This is a genomic window from Janthinobacterium sp. BJB426 (assembly GCF_002735705.1).
GTDB lineage: Bacteria > Pseudomonadota > Gammaproteobacteria > Burkholderiales > Burkholderiaceae_D > Janthinobacterium.
Genome location: NZ_PDZL01000035.1, coordinates 1 through 18311, shown reverse-complemented (window position 1 = coordinate 18311; position 18311 = coordinate 1). Strand labels below are relative to the sequence as shown.

The 18311-nt window shown below is 61.8% G+C and carries 16 protein-coding genes; 13 read left to right on the top strand and 3 right to left on the bottom strand.

Annotation, left to right across the window (positions count from 1 at the left end):
• Positions 1-361 precede the first annotated feature (361 nt).
• The 3 genes from CSQ93_RS27885 to CSQ93_RS27875 all read left to right on the top strand — a co-directional run bounded on the left by CSQ93_RS27885 (position 362) and on the right by CSQ93_RS27875 (position 3509).
• Positions 362-1249, top strand: a complete 888-nt coding sequence (locus tag CSQ93_RS27885; protein WP_099380822.1) for an RNA ligase family protein — start codon at positions 362-364, stop codon at positions 1247-1249.
• Positions 1246-2388 carry an AAA family ATPase gene (locus CSQ93_RS27880; protein WP_442778352.1) on the top strand — a complete coding sequence of 381 codons (1143 nt, stop codon included), beginning with the start codon at positions 1246-1248 and terminating at the stop codon, positions 2386-2388. Before CSQ93_RS27885 ends, CSQ93_RS27880 begins: the two co-directional genes overlap by 4 nt.
• A gap of 233 nt (positions 2389-2621) precedes the next feature.
• A complete protein-coding gene (locus tag CSQ93_RS27875) occupies positions 2622-3509 on the top strand; it encodes an NAD(P)H-binding protein (RefSeq protein ID WP_158301394.1) in 888 nt (295 codons plus the stop codon).
• Positions 3510-3512: 3 nt separating this feature from the next.
• On the opposite strand, the gene CSQ93_RS27870 is transcribed toward CSQ93_RS27875, so the two are convergent.
• The 3 genes from CSQ93_RS27870 to CSQ93_RS27860 are packed head-to-tail and all read right to left on the bottom strand — an operon-like array spanning position 3513 to position 7103.
• The gene (locus CSQ93_RS27870) at positions 3513-5243 is read right to left on the bottom strand and encodes a cobaltochelatase CobT-related protein (RefSeq protein WP_099380820.1); all 1731 of its coding nucleotides are present in this window, start codon (positions 5241-5243) and stop codon (positions 3513-3515) included.
• Complete coding sequence (locus CSQ93_RS27865; protein ID WP_081922751.1) at positions 5240-6214, bottom strand: AAA family ATPase; 975 nt, start codon at positions 6212-6214, stop codon at positions 5240-5242. Before CSQ93_RS27865 ends, CSQ93_RS27870 begins: the two co-directional genes overlap by 4 nt.
• Before the next feature lie 40 nt (positions 6215-6254).
• Positions 6255-7103, bottom strand: coding sequence for an IclR family transcriptional regulator (locus CSQ93_RS27860; RefSeq protein ID WP_374106449.1), 849 nt, complete (start codon positions 7101-7103; stop codon positions 6255-6257).
• A gap of 223 nt (positions 7104-7326) precedes the next feature.
• Between CSQ93_RS27860 and xsc the strand changes: the two genes are divergently transcribed.
• From xsc to CSQ93_RS27810, 10 genes are all read left to right on the top strand, one after another.
• Entirely contained in the window at positions 7327-9135 is a 1809-nt protein-coding gene (gene xsc, locus CSQ93_RS27855) for a sulfoacetaldehyde acetyltransferase (RefSeq protein ID WP_099380833.1), read from the top strand.
• Positions 9136-9329: 194 nt separating this feature from the next.
• Positions 9330-9749 carry a nuclear transport factor 2 family protein gene (locus CSQ93_RS27850; RefSeq protein WP_099380819.1) on the top strand — a complete coding sequence of 140 codons (420 nt, stop codon included), beginning with the start codon at positions 9330-9332 and terminating at the stop codon, positions 9747-9749.
• A gap of 25 nt (positions 9750-9774) precedes the next feature.
• Positions 9775-11214 carry an NAD(P)/FAD-dependent oxidoreductase gene (locus CSQ93_RS27845; RefSeq protein ID WP_099380832.1) on the top strand — a complete coding sequence of 480 codons (1440 nt, stop codon included), beginning with the start codon at positions 9775-9777 and terminating at the stop codon, positions 11212-11214.
• A gap of 119 nt (positions 11215-11333) precedes the next feature.
• Complete coding sequence (gene tauA / locus CSQ93_RS27840; RefSeq protein WP_442778351.1) at positions 11334-12383, top strand: taurine ABC transporter substrate-binding protein; 1050 nt, start codon at positions 11334-11336, stop codon at positions 12381-12383.
• 84 nt (positions 12384-12467) lie between these two features.
• Positions 12468-13283 carry a taurine ABC transporter ATP-binding protein gene (locus CSQ93_RS27835; protein WP_034788398.1) on the top strand — a complete coding sequence of 272 codons (816 nt, stop codon included), beginning with the start codon at positions 12468-12470 and terminating at the stop codon, positions 13281-13283.
• Positions 13284-13362: 79 nt separating this feature from the next.
• Complete coding sequence (locus tag CSQ93_RS27830; RefSeq protein ID WP_233516382.1) at positions 13363-14157, top strand: ABC transporter permease subunit; 795 nt, start codon at positions 13363-13365, stop codon at positions 14155-14157.
• A gap of 279 nt (positions 14158-14436) precedes the next feature.
• Positions 14437-15864, top strand: a complete 1428-nt coding sequence (locus tag CSQ93_RS27825) for an amino acid permease (protein ID WP_099380816.1) — start codon at positions 14437-14439, stop codon at positions 15862-15864.
• Complete coding sequence (gene sorA / locus CSQ93_RS27820) at positions 15857-17077, top strand: SorA family sulfite dehydrogenase catalytic subunit (RefSeq protein ID WP_099380815.1); 1221 nt, start codon at positions 15857-15859, stop codon at positions 17075-17077. Before CSQ93_RS27825 ends, sorA begins: the two co-directional genes overlap by 8 nt.
• A gap of 10 nt (positions 17078-17087) precedes the next feature.
• Positions 17088-17705 (top strand): SorB family sulfite dehydrogenase c-type cytochrome subunit, encoded by a 618-nt coding sequence (gene sorB / locus CSQ93_RS27815; protein WP_099380814.1) that lies wholly within the window; start codon positions 17088-17090, stop codon positions 17703-17705.
• A 299-nt stretch (positions 17706-18004) separates the two neighbouring features.
• Positions 18005-18311 (top strand): carbohydrate-binding protein (locus CSQ93_RS27810; protein ID WP_233516379.1); only part of this gene is annotated, 307 nt, incomplete at its 3' end.

Below are 18311 nucleotides of genomic sequence, written 5' to 3'. Positions count from 1 at the left end.
AGCTTAGCAAACTTTGTGCGGATTGCAAAGCCGCCGGTGCCGACAGTGCGCGCAAGAGCGCGCACAATACGTAGCGCCACTTGCAAAATAATCAAACAGCCTTTATATTCGCGGTTCTTTCTCGAACCTCTTCCTTATTGGAGCCAAAAGTGCCTCGCTACTTCGCCATCACCTGCTAACGCTGACGAAATGCTCTTTGCAGCATCGTTCGGCGCGTTGACGCCCCCGATTGCTGCGGCACTGTTTTTGCTCTTTCCGCACACGTATCCGTGACCCTGGTCTCGATCGTCCACGCCCGAACACGTCGTCAGCACCTCTGACCCTGTATGGACACGCCCCGGTGAACGCGGCGTGGGACGCTATGTTTTTACAATCTTTACCCTTATTCAAATACCCGCGCACGCCGCACCTGGAAGGCTCGCGCCTGCAGGACGGCGACGACGGTTCGGACCAGATGCCCCTGAAAAAGCTGGCCGGCCAGTACGTCGTCATCGAGGAAAAAATCGATGGCGCCAACTCCGCCGTGTCGTTCAGCGATGCGGGCGAGGTGCTGCTGCAGTCGCGCGGCCATTACCTGGCGGGCGGCGGCAGCGAACGCCAGTTCAACCTGCTCAAACCGTGGGCGCATGCGCACGAACACGCCTTGCTACACCTGCTGGAAGACCAGTATGTGCTGTTTGGCGAATGGTCGTACAGCAAGCATTCCGTGTTTTACGACCGGCTGCCCCATTACTTCAATGAGTTCGACGTGTATTGCCGCCGCAGCCAGATGTTCTTGTCGACGGCGCGCCGCCACGCCATGCTGGCCGGCTCACCCGTGTTATCGGTTCCCGTGTTGTATGCGGGATTGATGCCGACTTCGCCGAAACAGCTGTGGCAGCTACTGCGCCATTCGCTGGCCAAGTCCCGTCTTTGGCGCGACGCTTTTGAACACGCGGTGGCGCGCGAACGCCTGCCGCTGGACCTGTGCTGGAAGCAGACGGACAAGTCCGACCACGCGGAAGGCCTGTACCTGAAGGTGGAAGACGACGAGCAAGTGCTGGCGCGCTACAAGCTGGTGCGGCATGACTTTACGCAAACCATCCTCGACAGCGGCTCGCACCACAGCACGCGGCCCTTGATCCCGAACCAGCTGGCCGAGGGCGTCGACCTGTACGCGCCGCAGCCGCTGGTGACCTGGGAGAGCCTGGGTTTACACACCTGCCGGTCGCTCGACGAACTGGCAGTTTTTTCAAGGAATACAAAATGATGCACTGGAAAACCCTGCAACAACTGGTACCCGTGCCGGGCCAGGCGCCCGATTTTAGCGCCTGCCTGGCTGCCTTTCCTCAGCTGGAACTGGCCAAGACGACACCGCAAAACCCCGTGTACCACGCGGAAGGCGATGTGTGGACGCATACGATGATGGTGGTGGAATCGCTGCTGGCCATGCCCGAGTACCAGCAAGCCCCACGGGCGGAACAGGAAATCGTGTTCCTGGCCGCCTTGCTGCACGACGTGGCCAAGTGCAGCACCACGGTGATCGATCCGGTGACGGGCGCCATCGGCCAGCCCGGCCACTCGCGCAAGGGCGCCCTCGATGCGCGCATCGCCCTGTGGGATTGCGACGTGCCGTTTGCCGCGCGCGAGGAAATCTGCCGCCTGATCAATGTGCACCAGGTGCCGTTCTTTGCGCTGGAGTCGTCGCGGCGCGGCGTCACGCCGGAATTTACCGTGCGCGAGCTGTCGTGGCAAGTTGATATCCGCCTGCTGGCCATGCTGGCCGAAGCCGATATCCGCGGCCGCATCTGTCCCGATCCGCAGCGCATTTTGGATGCCATCGAGCTGTTCCGCGAACTGGCGCGCGAGGAGGGCTGCTATGGCCAGCGGCGCGCCTTTGTCGACGACCATACGCGCGTCAAATATTTTCGCGGTGCCGAGGCGCATCCCGACTATCCCCTGTTCCAGGAAGCGGGTTCGCACGTGATCGTCATGTCGGGCTTGCCCGCGTCGGGCAAGAACACGTGGGTGGAGAAGCATCATCCGCGCCTGCCCGTCGTGTCGTTTGACGATGCGCGGACGGCCCTGGGCTTGAAGCACGGCAAGAACGAAGGGCAGGTGGGCGACTATGCGGAAGAGCGGGCGCGCGAACTGTTGCGCAAGGGCGAACCGTTCGTGTGGAACGCCACGCATCTGTCCAAGCTGATGCGCGAAAAGACGCTCAACCTGCTGTATAAATACCACGCGCAGGTGGAGCTCGTGTACCTGGAACAGCCGCGCAAGGAATTACTGCGGCGCAACGGCCAGCGCGACACATCGCTCAGCAACAAGAAACTGCAAGCGATGCTGTGGAACTGGGAAATCCCGCTGCCGATGGAAGCGCATGCCGTGCGTTACTGCGTCGACTAGACCATGCCAGGGCCATGCAACGCTCAAGCGCCGTCGAAAGCGCTTGACCGGGCGGGCGCCACGCGCCATGCTGGGCGCATGACACTTGTTTTCCCTTCTTTCCTGTAAGCCAGCCGCAGTGTCGCCCCGCAGGGGGTGGGCCGCTGCATGGCCATCTTTGATCTCATCACATCATCTGCGAGCGGTGCCGCCCCGGCATGGGGCGCGCCTGCGCTCGCCACAAGGAAAAGAACATGAAAACAATGCACCTCGCCGTCGCCGGCGCCTCCGGCCAATTGGGTTCCCTCGTCGTCAATGAACTCATCCAACTAAGGGCCAGCCGGCCCGATATGGTGCTCACGGCCATCACCCGCGCGCCGGAACGCCACGCAGCGTGGCAGGAACAGGGCATCGGCGTGCGCTTTGGCGACTTTGACCAGCCGCAGGGCCTGGCGGCAGCCTTTCACGGCGTCGAGCGCCTGTTGCTGATCAGCACGAATACCATCGACGGCACGGATCGGCGGCTGAAACAGCACCGCCATGCCATCGAGGCGGCGCGCCAGGCTGGTGTCGGGCATATCGTCTACACCTCGTTCCTGCAATCGGAAGAGGGCAAGAGGTCGCTGCTGAACGACGACCACCGGGCCACGGAAACGTTGCTGAAAGAGAGCGGCATCGGCCACACGATCTTGCGCAATGCGTTTTACCAGGACTTGCTGCTGGTAGTGCTCGGCACCGCGGCCGTGGATGGCCAGTTGCGCACGGCCATGGGACAAGGCCATGTGTCGTACGTGGCGCGCGAGGATTGTGCGCATGCGGCTGCCGTGGCGCTATCGGATGGCTACCTTGGCAGCCGTATCCTGGACATTACCGGTCCCGCCGCCCTCGATGCGCAGGCGCTGGCCGCCATCGCCGCCCAGGTATTCGGCAGGTCCGTCAAGGTCGTGCCTCTCGATGCGGAAGAGCGCGTGCGCCATTTCATTGCCGGTGGCATGCCGGCGCCGATGGCGCAGATGCTGGCGGGCATCGAGCGCTGGCTGGCCACCGATGCGATGCACATCGTTAGTGACGACTATGGCGCGTTGACGGGCAGGCAGGCATCATCCGTGCAAGCCTTCCTGCAGGCACTTCCGCCGGCATAACGATTATTTTTTCCGCCCACCGAGCAACTGCGCAATCTCGTTGAACAGTTCATTGTTCAGCGAGGCGGGCAGGGTGGTGGCCAGGCTGCGGCTGTAGTAGGCGCCCAGGTCCAGGCCCAGTCCCAGGCCGCATATCTCGATGGCACCCTGCGTTTCGCGGCGCGCCACCACCTGTTTCAGATGTTGCGCCAGGTAAAACTCGTCGTTGGCCAGGTTCGTGGCTGTATCCATCGGGCAACCGTCGGAGACGACGAGCAGGATGCGCCGCCGTTCCGGGCGCGCCAGCATGCGGCTGCACGCCCAGTCCACGGCTTCGCCATCGACGCCTTCGCGGTACAGGTCCGCCTTCAGCAGCGCCGCGATGTCGGGCCGCGCGCGGCGCCAGCTCGTATCGCCATCCTTGAAAACCATGTGTACGAGTTCATTCAAGCGGCCCGGATTCGCCGGAGAGCGGGCGCGCATCCAGTCGCGCTTGACTCGTCCCCCGTTCCACGCACCCGTCGTAAAGCCCAGCAACTCCGTGGCGATGCCCGCCTGGTCCAGCGCGCGCAGCAGAATGTCGAGCAGCACGGCCACGGATTCCGCATGCGTTTTCATGGAGCCGGAGCAGTCGACAAGAAAGGTGACGAGGCAATCGGCCTGCGGCAGGAATTGTTCCTTGCGGAACAGCCTGCGCTCGGACGGCGAGCTGATCAGCTGCGCCAGGCGGCGGCCATCGATATAACCTTCTTCCTCGCCAAACGACCAGCCATCGCGCTGGGGCACGGCCAGCAGTTGCGTGAAACGCCGCGCCAGGCGGGCCGTGTTGATGCCCAGGCTGGCGATGCGACCATCCATGCGTTCGCGGTAGTCGAGCAGCAGGGCGCGGCGCACGAGATCGCCCGCTTTTTCCTCGCGATCGTACGCAGTGGAATACGCCTTGTAGCCGCCATCGCCATCGCTGAAGGCGCGGCTTTCGCCCAGCGGGGCGGCATCGGGCAGGTGGTCGTTATCGCTGTCGAAGTCGAGCAGCAGCCTGAAGGCTGCCTGTGCTTTCGCATCGCCGGCATCGTCCTGCTGGTCGTCGCGCACCGTTTGTGCCTCTTTCAGCATGGCATCAACGGCGTGGGCGATGGCCAGAGCGTGGCGGGCAAAGGCCGCCTGGTCGGCACGGTGGCGGCGCAAGCCCGCCAGGTCGCCGCTCAGCTGCGACGACAGGGACCAGCGCGTCGCCTCTATAAAATCTTCCGTCTTTTCCAGCACGGGCCTGGCCGTCAGGCGTGACCAGCACATCTGGAACACTGTATACAAGAGCAAGCCCGATGCGCCTTCCGCCAGGCCGGAATCGTAGAACGCGTGCGACCAGGCAGTAAAACGGTGGCGCAGGTTGTGGATGACACCAGCGTGGTGCTCGGGCGCAAGCGTTTCCACTCGTAACTGCTCCAGCAGCTCGAAGACGAGGCGCGCCACAGGCTCGGCTGGACACAGGGACTTGTGCAGGGCCGCATCCGTGTGCAGCAGGCGCAGGGCCACGCTGTCGGCCGCGCCGCGCAGCGACGGCAAATCCTGCAGCGCCGCATCGGACTGCAGATGGGCCGAGTGGATGGGCAGCGGGCGGTGGCCGTCGTGCAGGCGCCGGCCCCGGTAGCGGATGGAGGCAACGCCGCTCAGGGCGCGAATGGCGCCCGCGCACAGTTCATCCGTTTCCTGCTGCTCGCGCGTGTAGGCGGCAGGAATGATGGCTTCAGTGCTCATGCCTGGCTCGCCAGCAATTCCTCATTGAAACAGCGCTGGTAATACTCGGCCACCATGGGGCGCTCGGCCTCGTCGCATTTGTTGAGGAAGGACAGGCGGAAGGCCAGGGCCGGGTCGCGGAAGATCTGGCAATTCTCCGCCCAGGTAATCACCGTGCGCGGCGACATCAGGCAGGCCAGGTCGCCCGCCGCATAGCCGTGGCGCGTGAGGCTGGCCACGGCCACCATGCTGCTCGCCAACTGGCGGCCCGCCTCGTCGTTCATGGCGGGGACTCTGGCCAGGACGATCTGCGTTTCCTCGTCCTGCGGCAAATAGTTCAGGGTGGCAACAATGTTCCAGCGGTCGATCTGCGCGTGGTTCAGCACTTGGGTGCCGTGGTACATGCCGTTCAGGTTGCCCAGGCCCACCGTATTCGAGGTGGCGAACAAACGGAAGTGGGGGTGGGGCGTGATGACCCGGTTCTGGTCGAGCAGGGTGAACTTGCCGTCGCGTTCCAGAATGCGCTGGATGACGAACATCACGTCGGGGCGGCCCGCATCGTACTCGTCGAAGATCAGGGCCACGGGCCTTTGCAACGACCAGGGCACGATGCCTTCCTGGAATTCCGTCACCTGCTGCTGTTCGCGCAGCACGATGGCGTCCTTGCCGACCAGGTCCAGGCGGCTGATGTGGCCGTCCAGGTTGACCCGCACGCAAGGCCAGTTCAGGCGCGCCGCCACTTGCTCGATATGTGTGGACTTGCCCGTGCCGTGCAAGCCCTGCACCATCACGCGGCGGTTATGCGTGAAGCCGGCCAGTATCGCCAAGGTGACATCCTTGTTGAAGCGGTAGGCGGGATCGATGTCGGGCACGTGCGGGTCGCGCTCGGTAAACACGGGCACGAGCAGGTCGCTGTCGATGTTGAACAGGCTGCGCACGGACTGCAAGGTTTGCGCTGCGGCGGCGGGGGGATGTTGGCGTGAATCTGGCACCTTGTTCTCCTGTGAAGCCGCAGCATGGGTGCCGCAGCGGTTATGTGTGAGTTGCGGAATTACCGGTTTGCAATGCGTCGTCGTCCCCGCCCGTCGTCGGCATGGTTTCCGATTCGATGGCGGCCAGGGCTTGCGCGGCGCGCTGCAATGCAGGCAAGAAATGTAAAGCCTTGTCGTGCGTCAAACGGATAATGGGCGCCTGGATAGCCACGGCCAGGTTCGAGCGGCCGTTCGGGTTCGGCACTAGCACGGCCACGCACAGCAGGCCGGGCAGGAATTCCTCGTCGTCCAGCGCATAGCCGTTGCGGCGCACCAGTTCCAGTTCGCGTTCCAGCTTGACGGGGTCCGTTTCCGTCTTGTCCGTAAAGCGCGTCAATTCCATGTGGCCCAGCAGGCGGCGCCGTTGCACTGGCGTCATTTGCGCCAGGAACAGCTTGCCGCTCGATGAGCAGTGGGCCGGCACGCGCGAACCGGGATGCAGGTAAAACCGCAGCGGCGCCGCCGTTTCCACGCGGTCCAGGTACACCACTTCGCTGCCGCTGAAGGCCGTCAAGTTGCAGCTTTCGCCCACCTCCTCGACCAGCTGGCGCAAGACCATGCGGCGGGCGCCATGGAAGGTGTTGTTAATCAAGAGGTTCGACGCCAGCCGGCGCAGGCGCACGCCCGTGCTGTAGTGGCGGCCATCGCTCTCGCGCTGCAGCACGCCCACGCTTTCCAGCTGTTGCAGCATGCGGTGCAGGGTGGGCTTGGGCAAGCCCGTTTCTTCCACCAGCGCTTGCAGCGACAGCAACTGGTCTTTCTCGGCAATCACTTCCAGCAAGGCAAACAAACGCATCGTGGGCGTGTCGCCTTCCAGTTTTTCCGGCTCAAGTTTTGGGGATGAAATCATGTCCATGGTGGCCTCGGTTGGGTATCTGAGTGTTACATCAGCTTATTTCATTTTCGAACTCAAATTGTACCGTTTCCTTGAAAATCTGTTTGACTTTTGCACGTCGAACGCTTAAATTGAATTGTATATCAAATTTCGGAACAAAATATACCGATTTTTGATAAATAAGTTGATCATTTCACTGCAGTTCATTACAACAGACCAGGAGACACCCATGAATGACATGACCGAGCAAAAAGCCGCCGCCGCAGCGGCTACCCCTACCGGCCCGCAAAAGATGACGCCTTCCGAAGCGTTCGTGGAAACCCTGGCCGCCAATGGCGTGACCGACATGTTCGGCATCATGGGCTCGGCCTTCATGGACCCGATGGATATCTTTGCGCCGGCTGGCATCCGTTTGATTCCCGTCGTGCACGAGCAGGGCGCCGGCCACATGGCCGATGGCTATGCCCGCGTCTCCGGCCGCCATGGCGTCGTCATCGGCCAGAACGGCCCCGGCATCAGCAATTGCGTCACGGCCATTGCCGCCGCCTACTGGGCGCACACGCCCGTCGTGATCATCACGCCGGAAACGGGCACGATGAGCATGGGCCTGGGCGGCTTCCAGGAAGCGAACCAGCTGCCGATGTTCGAAGAATTTACGAAATATCAAGGCCACGTCACCCATCCGGCCCGCATGGCCGAATACACGGGCCGTTGTTTTGACCGCGCCATGTCCGAAATGGGCCCGACGCAACTGAATATCCCGCGCGACTATTTCTATGGCGAAATCAAGGCCGAGATTCCAAAGCCGAACCGCCTCGACCGCGGCGCCGGCGGCGAGCAAAGCCTCAACGATGCGGCCGAATTGCTGGCCAAGGCCAAGTTCCCCGTGATCATCTCGGGCGGCGGCGTCGTCATGGGCGAAGCGATCGAGGAATGCAAGGCGCTGGCCGAGCGCCTCGGCGCACCCGTCGTCAACAGCTACCTGCATAACGACTCGTTCCCCGCCAGCCATCCGCTGTGGTGCGGTCCGCTCGGCTACCAAGGTTCCAAGGCGGCCATGAAACTGATCGCCAAAGCCGACGTCGTCGTCGCGCTCGGTTCGCGCCTGGGGCCGTTCGGCACCTTGCCGCAGCACGGCATGGATTACTGGCCGAAAAACGCCAAGATCATCCAGATCGACGCGGACAACAAGATGCTGGGTCTGGTCAAAAAGATCTCGGTGGGCATCTGCGGCGACGCCAAGGCGGCCGCGAAAGCCATCCTGTCCCGCCTGGATGGCAAGACGCTCGACTGCGACGCGACGCGCGACGAGCGCTATGCCGCCGTGCAAGCCGAAAAGGCCGCATGGGAAGAGGAGTTGACCAACTGGACGCACGAAAAAGATGCGTACAGCCTGGACATGATCGAAGAGCAAAAGAAAGAGCCGGGCAGCTATCTGCACCCGCGCCAGGTCCTGCGCGAGCTGGAAAAAGCCATGCCGGAAGACGTGATGGTGTCGACCGATATCGGTAACATCAATTCGGTGGCCAATAGTTACCTGCGCTTTGAAAAGCCGCGCAGCTTCTTTGCGGCGATGAGCTTTGGCAACTGCGGCTACGCCTTCCCGACCATCATCGGCGCCAAGGTTGCAGCACCGCACCGTCCGGCCGTGTCGTATGCGGGCGACGGCGCCTGGGGCATGAGCCTGATGGAAACGATGACCTGCGTGCGCCATAACATTCCCGTGACGGCCGTGGTGTTCCACAACCGCCAGTGGGGGGCGGAAAAGAAAAACCAGGTCGATTTCTACAACCGTCGCTTCGTCGCAGGCGAGCTCGACAACCAGAGCTTCGCCGAGATTGCGCGGGCCATGGGCGCCGAAGGCATCACGGTCGACAAGCTGGAAGACGTGGGTCCGGCCCTGAAAAAGGCCATCGACATGCAGATGAATGAAGGCAAGACCACCATCATCGAAATCATGTGCACGCGCGAGCTGGGCGACCCGTTCCGCCGCGATGCGCTGAGCAAGCCGATCCGTCACCTGGACAAATATAAAGACTATGTTTAAGTAAGCCAGCCTGTGAGGATGGGCTGTGACCAAATTCTCACAGATTGTCACGAATACATCATAATTTCATTAAAGAATACAAGGCGTCCCGTTTTTTGGATTATTTGATTTGACAAGGCCATGCTTAAGGCTTAAATTCAATAAAAGACAAAAAACGGAACGTAGCGTATCAAAAACGATTTACGGAGATAGCCATGAACCACCCTGTACCGCACACCGACGCCGTCACCACCGACTTCCTGCAAGCGTTCGGCGATGCCTGGAACCGCCACGATATCGACGCCCTGATGGCGGCCATGGCCGATGACTGCGAATTCCACGCCGTGGCCGGCCCTGACTTGCTGGGCAAGAGTTTTATTGGCCGCGACGCCGTGCGCGCCGGCTTCGAGCTGGCCTGGCAAACCTTCCCTGACGCCGCCTGGCTTAATCCAGAACACTTCGTCAGCGGCGAGCGCGGCGTGACGGAATCGACGTTTGCCGGCACCAAGGCGGACGGCACGCGCATCGAAGCGCGCATGGTCGACATTTTTACTTTCCGCGACGGCAAGATCGCCGTGAAGAACGCTTTCCGCAAGGATCGCCCACCCGTCGCTACCGGCAACAAAGCCGCCTGAGCCAGCACGTTCACCGGGAATGATCATGAACAAACCTGTCGACACCCCATCTGACGTACTGGGCAACAGCACCGCTGCCCGCACGCCCTACGATCCCGCCTTCGATCCGCTGGTGGCCCAGCGCCCCGGCCACGGCAATGCCTACGCGCCCACCTACTGGATCGGCACGGCCGGCGAACCGCCCGCCGATGACGGCCCCATCACGCATGACATCGACGTCGACGTGGCCATCATCGGCTCGGGTTTTACCGGCCTCTCCTGCGCCATCTTCCTGGCCCAGGAACACGGCATCAAGGCCACCGTGCTGGAAGCGAACCGCGTCAGCTGGGGCTGCAGCACGCGCAATGGCGGCCAGGCGCAATGCACGACGGGCCGCCTGAAGCGCTCGCAGTGGATAGACCGCTATGGGCTGGACACGGCCCTGAAACTGCACACGGAAGTGTGCGACGCGATGGAAACGTTCAAGAAGATCACGGCCGATATCGATTGCGACCCGCAGCCGGGCGGCCACCTGTACATCGCCCACAAGGCGAAAGCCATGCCCGCGCTGGAAAAAGAAGCCAAGATCATGCGCGAGATCTTCAAGTATGACGCGCGCATCCTCGACGCCGATACCGTCAAGCGCGAATTCGTCGACGACAAGGAAGCGGCCGGCGCGCTGCACGAGCCGGAAGGCATCGGCATCCACGCGGGCAAGCTGGCGTTCGGCTACCTGCGCAAGGCGCGCGCGCTGGGCGCCAAAGTGCACCCGTCGAGCCCGGTGATGGGCTGGGAAACGCGCAATGGCGTGCATTACCTGCAAACGCCAGGCGGCGTGGTGCGTGCCCGTGCCGTGGCCGTGGCCACGGGCGGCTACACCTCGCCGCACCTACACCCGCAAGTGAAAAACCGCCTGCTGCCGATTCTGTCGAACTCGCTCGTCACGCGTCCGTTGACCCCGGCGGAAATCGCGGCGTGCAATTTCCGCACCCACCAGGTGATCACGGATACGCGCATCCTGCGCCACTACTACCGCTTGATGCCGGACAACCGCGTGCAGATCGGCAGCCGCAGTGCCATCACGGGCGCCGACGCGCCGGACGAGAAATACAAACAGTTTTTGATCAACGATCTGCACCGCAAGTTCCCCGCGCTGACCGGGATCGGCATCGATTATTCGTGGTGGGGCTGGGTCGACGTCAGCCACGACATGATGCCGCGCATCGTGCAACCGGACCCGAAGCAATCGATCTTCTATTCGCTCGGTTACGGCGGCAACGGCGTCATGTACTCGGCGCAGGCGGGCCGGCGCATGGCCGAGCGCATCGCGGGCAAGGCCAGCGACACGGGCTTGCCGATCTTCAATTCCAAATTGCCATATCCCAACATGATGGAACTGGTCGAATCGCAAGCCTTCGCCCCGTTCCGCCGCCTGGGCCAGCGCTTCCTGTACCGCTGGTATCACTTGAAGGATGAAGTGTTTTAAATAGCAGTAGCCGTACCAAGCCGCTGTATGGTTGACAAAGAGCAACCAGCGGCGCCTGTTCCGCAAGGAGCAGATATTGCCCGAACGTTCACACATAACAATAAATCTTGGAGTGAGACATGAACACAAATACGAGCAAAACGGTTTTTTCAACGATGCGCCGCGCCGTCCTCGGCACCCTGGTGCTGGGCGTAGTGGCGGCCTCCAGCGGTACCGCCTTTGCGCAAGGCAAGGAAGTGACGATTGCCTACCAGGAAATCAACGGTCCCTTCCTGGTGGCCATCGCCAGCGGCGAAGTGGAAAAAACCACCGGCTATAAAATCAACTGGCGCAAGTTCGATTCGGGCGCCAAGGTAGCCACCGGCATGGCGTCCGGCGACGTGCAGATCGGCGTCATCGGTTCCAGCCCTCTGACGGCGGCCGTCAGCCGCGGTGTCGACCTGCAGCTGTTCTGGATCATCGACGACATCAACGAAGCCGAAGCGATGGTGGCCCGCAATGGCGCCGGCATCACCAAGCCGACCGACTTGCGCGGCAAGAAAATCGCCGTGCCTTTTGTTTCCACCACGCACTTCCACACCATGTTCGCGCTGGAAACGTGGGGCATCAAGCCCACGGAAGTGAAATTGCTGAACATGCAGCCGAACCAGATCGCCGCTGCCTGGGAACGCGGTGACATCGACGCCGCCTTCGTGTGGGACCCGGCATTGAGCAAGCTCAAGCAAAACGGCAAGGTGCTCGTCACCTCCGGCGAACTGAGCAAGAAAGGCAAGGCCACGTTTGACGGCATGGCCGTCGAGCGCGCCTGGGGCGAAGCGAATTCCGACTTCATGGCCAAGTTCGTCAAGGTGATGGCCGCTGCCGACGCCGACTACCGCGCCAATCCGAAAGCGTGGACTATTGATTCCCCGCAAGTGAAAGCCAACGTCAAGCATTCGGGCGCGGCCGCCAAGGACGTGGCCGCTTCAGTGGCGCTGTACGCCTATCCATCGTTGCAGGAGCAAGCGTCGCCGGCCTGGCTCGGCGGTGGCGCGAAGGGCGGCGTGGCGCAAGCTTTGCTGGCCACGGCGCAATTCCTGAAGGGCGAAGGCAAGATCGACACCCTGGCAACAGATTACGCCAAGTATGTGACACCCAAGTATGCACAGGCCGCCGGCCTGCTGAAGTAAACGTTGTGCGATGGCGCGCCTGCGGGCGCGTTGACTGAACAGAATGCGTTGAACTGAAGTGACTACACCTATGCGGGGCACATGATGGAAAATCTCTACGTCAAGGATGTCAGCGTGATTTATCCGGGCAAGACGGCCGGTGAACGCGTACATGCCTTAAATAATATCAATCTCACCATCAATAGCGGCGACTTCGTCGTCGCGCTGGGCGCCTCGGGTTGCGGCAAGACAACCTTGCTCAGTCTGATGGCGGGCTTTATCGCCCCGTCCAAGGGCGAGATTATGCTCGGAGACAATAAAGTGGAAGGGCCGGGTGCCGACCGTGGCGTCGTATTCCAGAAGCATGCCTTGCTGCCATGGCTGAACGTGATGGAAAACGTGGAGTTCGGCTTGAAACTGCAAGGCGTGGCTAAGGCCGTGCGGCGCGAACAGGCGGCCAAGAACCTGGCGCTGGTCGGCTTGAAGGACTTTCACGACAATATGATTTATCAATTGTCGGGCGGTATGCAGCAAAGGGTGGGCATCGCCCGCGCCCTGACCAGCAATCCCGCCATGCTGCTGATGGATGAACCGATGGCGGCGCTCGACGCGCTGACGCGCGAAACCATCCAGGAGTTGCTGCTCGATATCTGGGCCAAGTCCAGCACCATGTTCTTCTTCATTACCCACAGCGTCGACGAGGCGCTGTTCCTGGCGAACCGGCTGATCGTCATGTCGCCCCGTCCGGGCCGCATCACGCACACGTATGAACTCGATTTCAACAAGCGCTTCCTCGAATGCCGCGATGCGCGCGCCGTGAAATCGAGTCCGGACTTCATCAAGATGCGCGAAACGGTGCTCAACATCATTTATGGCGACGAACGCGCCGTCAATAAAGAGCTGGAGGTGTCCCATGCATAGCCCATCCGTCGTGGGATTTCCTCCCACCACCGCCAAGCGCGCCGGTTTCTTTGGCCGCCTGTTCGCTCCCCGCTGCGCCATGCCCGGCGAAGCGTTCGGCGCGCCGGGGCAGGGCAATTCCAGCCGCATCGCTACCGTCACCGTCATCGCCGTGCTCTTGCTGTGGTTTGGCGTGACGGCCAGCGGCATGGTCAAACCGCTGTTTTTACCTTCGCCGCAAGCCGTGTATGAAAAATTCATCATGGCGGCCACGACCGGTTTCGGCGGCGCCACGCTGTGGGAACACACGGTCGCCAGTCTGGTGCGCGTGTTCGGCGCCTTTGGCCTGGCGTGCATGTTCGCCATTCCCATCGGCGTGATGATGGGCGTCAATCGCGTGGCACGCGGCATCTTCGATCCCTTGATCGAGTTCTACCGTCCGCTGCCGCCGCTCGCCTACTTGCCACTGGTCATCATCTGGTTCGGCATCGGCGAGTTTTCGAAGGTCTACCTGATCTTCCTGGCCATCTTCGCGCCGATGGCGATTGCGGCCCGCGCCGGCGTCAGTTCCGTGTCGCTGGAGCAAATCCACGCGGCGTATTCGATGGGCGCCACCCGTTTCCAGGTTATCGTGCACGTGATTTTGCGCGCCGCGATTCCGGAAATTCTCACCGGCATGCGCATCGGCATCGGCGTGGGCTGGACCACCCTGGTGGCGGGCGAAATGGTGGCGGCCACGCGTGGCCTCGGCTACATGGTGCTGAGCGCTTCCGAGTTTCTGGCCAGCGACGTGGTGATCATGGGCATCATCGTGATCGGCTTCTTTGCTTTCCTGTTTGATTTGATGATGCGTTACCTCGAACGTACCCTCGTGCCATGGAAGGGCAAGGTGTAAGACGTTCCCGGGAGTGGCGCGCACGCCACAAGTGTTGCCGCCGCTCCCTTTTTTTTAGCAACCCTAACTGTACGTAACCTCCAGCGCGCTTGCCCCTTGGCTGCCGCGCCGGGCCGCTGCATTTCCAGATTGACTTATGGAATGCGGCCAACCAGACTGATTCACACGATGTATCGATGCTGCTTGACGGTGTTGCCTAAATAAAACAAAGCCGCGCGGCAAGAACAAGCCGCAGCAGGCAGGGCGCACCGGGCTTCAGAGATTTTCAGGAGACAAAACATGATTAGCGAATCGCATAACAGTACCGGCTTGCAGCACTCGCTCAAGCAACGCCACATGAGCATGATCGCCATCGGCGGCGTGATCGGCGCCGGCCTCTTTGTCGGCAGCGGCGTCATCGCCAAGGCCGCCGGCCCGGCCGCCATCCTTTCCTTCCTGCTCACGGGCGGCCTCGTCGTCCTGATCATGCGCATGCTGGGCGAACTGGCCTCGTCCCTGCCCGTGGTCGGCTCCTTTTACGAATATGCGCGCCTGGCTTTCGACGACAAGCCGAAGGTCTCGAAATTCCTCGGCTTCATGAGCGGCTGGATGTACTGGTATTTCTGGGTCGTCGTCGTGGCACTGGAAGCCATCGCCGGCGCGAAACTGGTCAACTTCTGGCTGCCCGACGTGCCGTCGTGGTCGATCAGCCTGGTGCTGCTTGTCTCGATGACCGTGCTCAATCTGTTCTCCGTGAAAGCGTTCGGTGAATTCGAGTTCTGGTTCGCCTCGATCAAGGTGGTCGCCATCATCGTCTTCCTGTTTGTCGGCGCCCTGTTCATCACGGGCAGCTTGCCCAACAGCATTCCGACCCTGGGCTTTTTGACCAGCAACGGCGGCTTCATGCCGCATGGCTGGGGGCCTGTATTGAGTGGCGCCGTCGCCGCCACGGCCTTTTATTCGGGCGCCGAGATCGTCACCATCGCCGCCGCCGAAACGTCGGACCCGGCCAAGGCCATCGCCCGCGCCACCAATTCCGTCATCACGCGCGTGCTGATGTTTTATGTCGGCTCCATGTTTGTTGTCGTCTGCATCGTGCCCTGGGATTCGCCGGCCATCGCCACGCCGTTCGTCAGCGCCCTGACCGTCATGAACATCCCGTACGCGGCCCACATCATGAACGCCATCATTTTGACGGCCGTGCTGTCTGCCCTGAATTCCAGCCTGTACGCTTCGTCGCGCATGATCTTTGCGCTGACGCGCCGCGGCGACGCCCCCACGGGCCTGGTCAAGCTGAGCAAGAACGGCGTGCCGATTCGCGCCATTTTGTTCAGCACCTTGTTCGCCTATTTCGCCATCGCCGTCTCGTATGTGTCAGCCGACCTGGTGTTCCCCTTCATCGTCAACTCCTACGGTATCCTGATCCTGTTCGTCTACCTGCTCATTGCGATATCTCAATTGCGCCTCCGTCGCCGGCTGGAACGCGAATGCCCGGAACGCATCAAGGTGCGCATGTGGCTGTTTCCCTACCTGACGTATTTCACCATCATCGCCATGCTGGTGATCCTGGGCGCCATGAGCGTGTCGTCCGATACGGAGCAGCGCGTGTCGTTCTGGTTCGGCCTGTTGAGCGTGGTCATCATGAGCGTCATGTACTACATCAAGAAACTGGTCAACGACGACCGCAACGGCGGCAACGAAGCCAAGGTGGAGCTCAAACATGTCTGATACGACCTTGTTGCCCGCAGGCCGGCGCCGCTTCCTGCGCACGACGGCCGCCCTGGGCGCCGCCGTCGTGGCCGGCCCAGCCTTGGCGGAGTCCGTCACTTTGCCGTTTGAAAACGGCGAGCGCGAACTGGTGGCCTTCCCGCAAAAGCGTCCGCTGATCCTGCTGACCAGCCGTCCGCCCCAGCTGGAAACGCCGTTCAGTGTGTTCAATGAAGGCGCGATTACGCCCAACGACGCGTTTTTCGTGCGCTACCACTGGAGTGGCTTGCCCACCAGTATCGATGGTGGCAGCTACCGGCTGCGCATCGGCGGCCTCGTGAAAACGCCTTTGGAACTGTCGCTGGCGGAATTGAAACAGCTGGCCGAGCCCGTCGAGGTGGTAGCCGTGACCCAATGTTCGGGCAATAGCCGCGGCTTCTTCGCCCCGCGCGCGAATGGCGGGCAGCTGGGCAATGGCGCCATGGGCAATGCCCGCTGGACGGGGATCCCCCTGAAAACCGTGCTGGAAAAGGCCGGCATCGCGGCCAGCGCCGTGCAGGTCGCCTTCAATGGCCTGGAAACGCCGCCCGTGGGCGATGGCCCTGATTTTCAGAAAGCCTTGTCGGTCGAGCACATCATGGCCGGCGACGTCATGCTGGCCTGGGCCATGAATGGCGAAGACATTCCTTTCCTGAACGGCTATCCGCTGCGCCTGATCGTACCCGGCTTCTATGGCACCTACTGGGTCAAGCACCTGAGCGATATCACCGTGCTCGACAAGCCCTTCGACGGCTTCTGGATGAGCACGGGCTACCGCATTCCCGACAACGGCTCCGGCTTCATCGAACCGGGCACGCCTGTGGGCAAGACGACGCCGATCAGCCGCCTCAACGTGCGCTCCTTCATTACCAGCGTGCAAGATGGTGCGCAAGTGAAAGCGGGGCGCGACCTGGCACTGCGCGGCATCGCTTTTGATGGCGGCCAGGGCATCAGCGAAGTGAGCGTATCGGTGGACGGCGGCCAGACGTGGCAGGAAGCGAAGCTGGGCAAGGATCTGGGGCGCTTTTCGTTCCGCGAGTGGACGCTGATGTTGAAGGCGCCGCGCAAGGGCAAGCACGTGCTGATGGTGCGCGCCGTCAACCGCATCGGCCAGAGCCAGCCCATGAAAGCCCTGTGGAATCCCATGGGTTATATGCGCAACGTGGTGGAAACCACGCGCATCCAGACAGTCTGAGGAGAACCATATGAAGATATTACTTGCCGCGCTGGCACTGTCGGCGGCGGGCGGCGCGTGCGCGCTGGAAATCCATTTACCACCAGAAACGGCGACTTATAAACCCAGCGAATTGCCCGGCTACCAGCTGGTGCAGCGCAACTGCATGACGTGCCACGCGGCCCAGTATGCATCGAGCCAGCCGCCCGCCTCGCCGCGCGCCTACTGGGAAGCGACCGTCAAGAAGATGAAAAAACCGTTTGGTGCGCAGTTTGATGATGCGGACATGCCGGCCATGGTCGATTACCTGGTGAAAACCTATGGTGCGGAACGGGGTGCCATCGTACCTGCCGCCGTTGCCAAACCCGTCGTAGCCGCAGCCGCTGTCCCGGCCGCCAGCGGCAAGGACGTGAAAACCTTGCTGGCGGCGAACGGCTGCATGGCTTGCCATGCGCTCGACCAGAAGGTGGTCGGCCCCGGCTTTGCGGAAGTGGCAGCCAGATACAAGGGCAAGGACAGCGTTGCTGCCGTGGCGGCCAACATCCGCAGCGGCGGCGCCGGCAAATGGGGCCCCGTGCCCATGCCGCCGTTCAGCCAGCTCAGTGCAGCGGATGCGGCGAGCCTGGCGAAGTACGTGCTGAACAGATAAGTTCGTCCCGGACGCGCGGCAACCCTTAATACCACTTGCCGCCACCCATCTTGCGCGGTATTGCCCGCTGCCATTACGCAGCGGGCTTTTTTTTACGTCCGCCATTCGCCATTGCATCGCTTGCCAGCGCAGCGATCGCTACCACTGGTATTGTAAAAAACACCGTTATATAAAACCACTTGACTACCAATTTAGGGCGTCGCATTCTCTGTGCAGAAAGCCGACGCTTCGCTGTGCTTTCTTTACGTACAACATAAAAAGCTACTTCGATAGTTTTCGTATAACGTTCAGGAGACATTGTGAAGACACGGCAAATTAGCCGGCTGGCCTCGCCTTTGATGGCTGGCCTGCTGGGCAGCGCGCTGCTCGCTTGCGGCGGCAATTCCACCACCGAATCCCCATCGACCCTGCTGGCCGGCATGGTCGCCAGCGACAGTTGCGCGGCCTGGAGCGCCGCTGCCGTCTACACGGCGGGCCAGTGCGCCGTCTACGACGGCAAGGTGTACCGGGCCAAATGGTGGGTGCAGGGCACGGCGCCGAACAACGACCAGTGGGGGCCGTGGAGCCTTGATACGACCACTCCAACCCCGACTCCCACCCCGACAC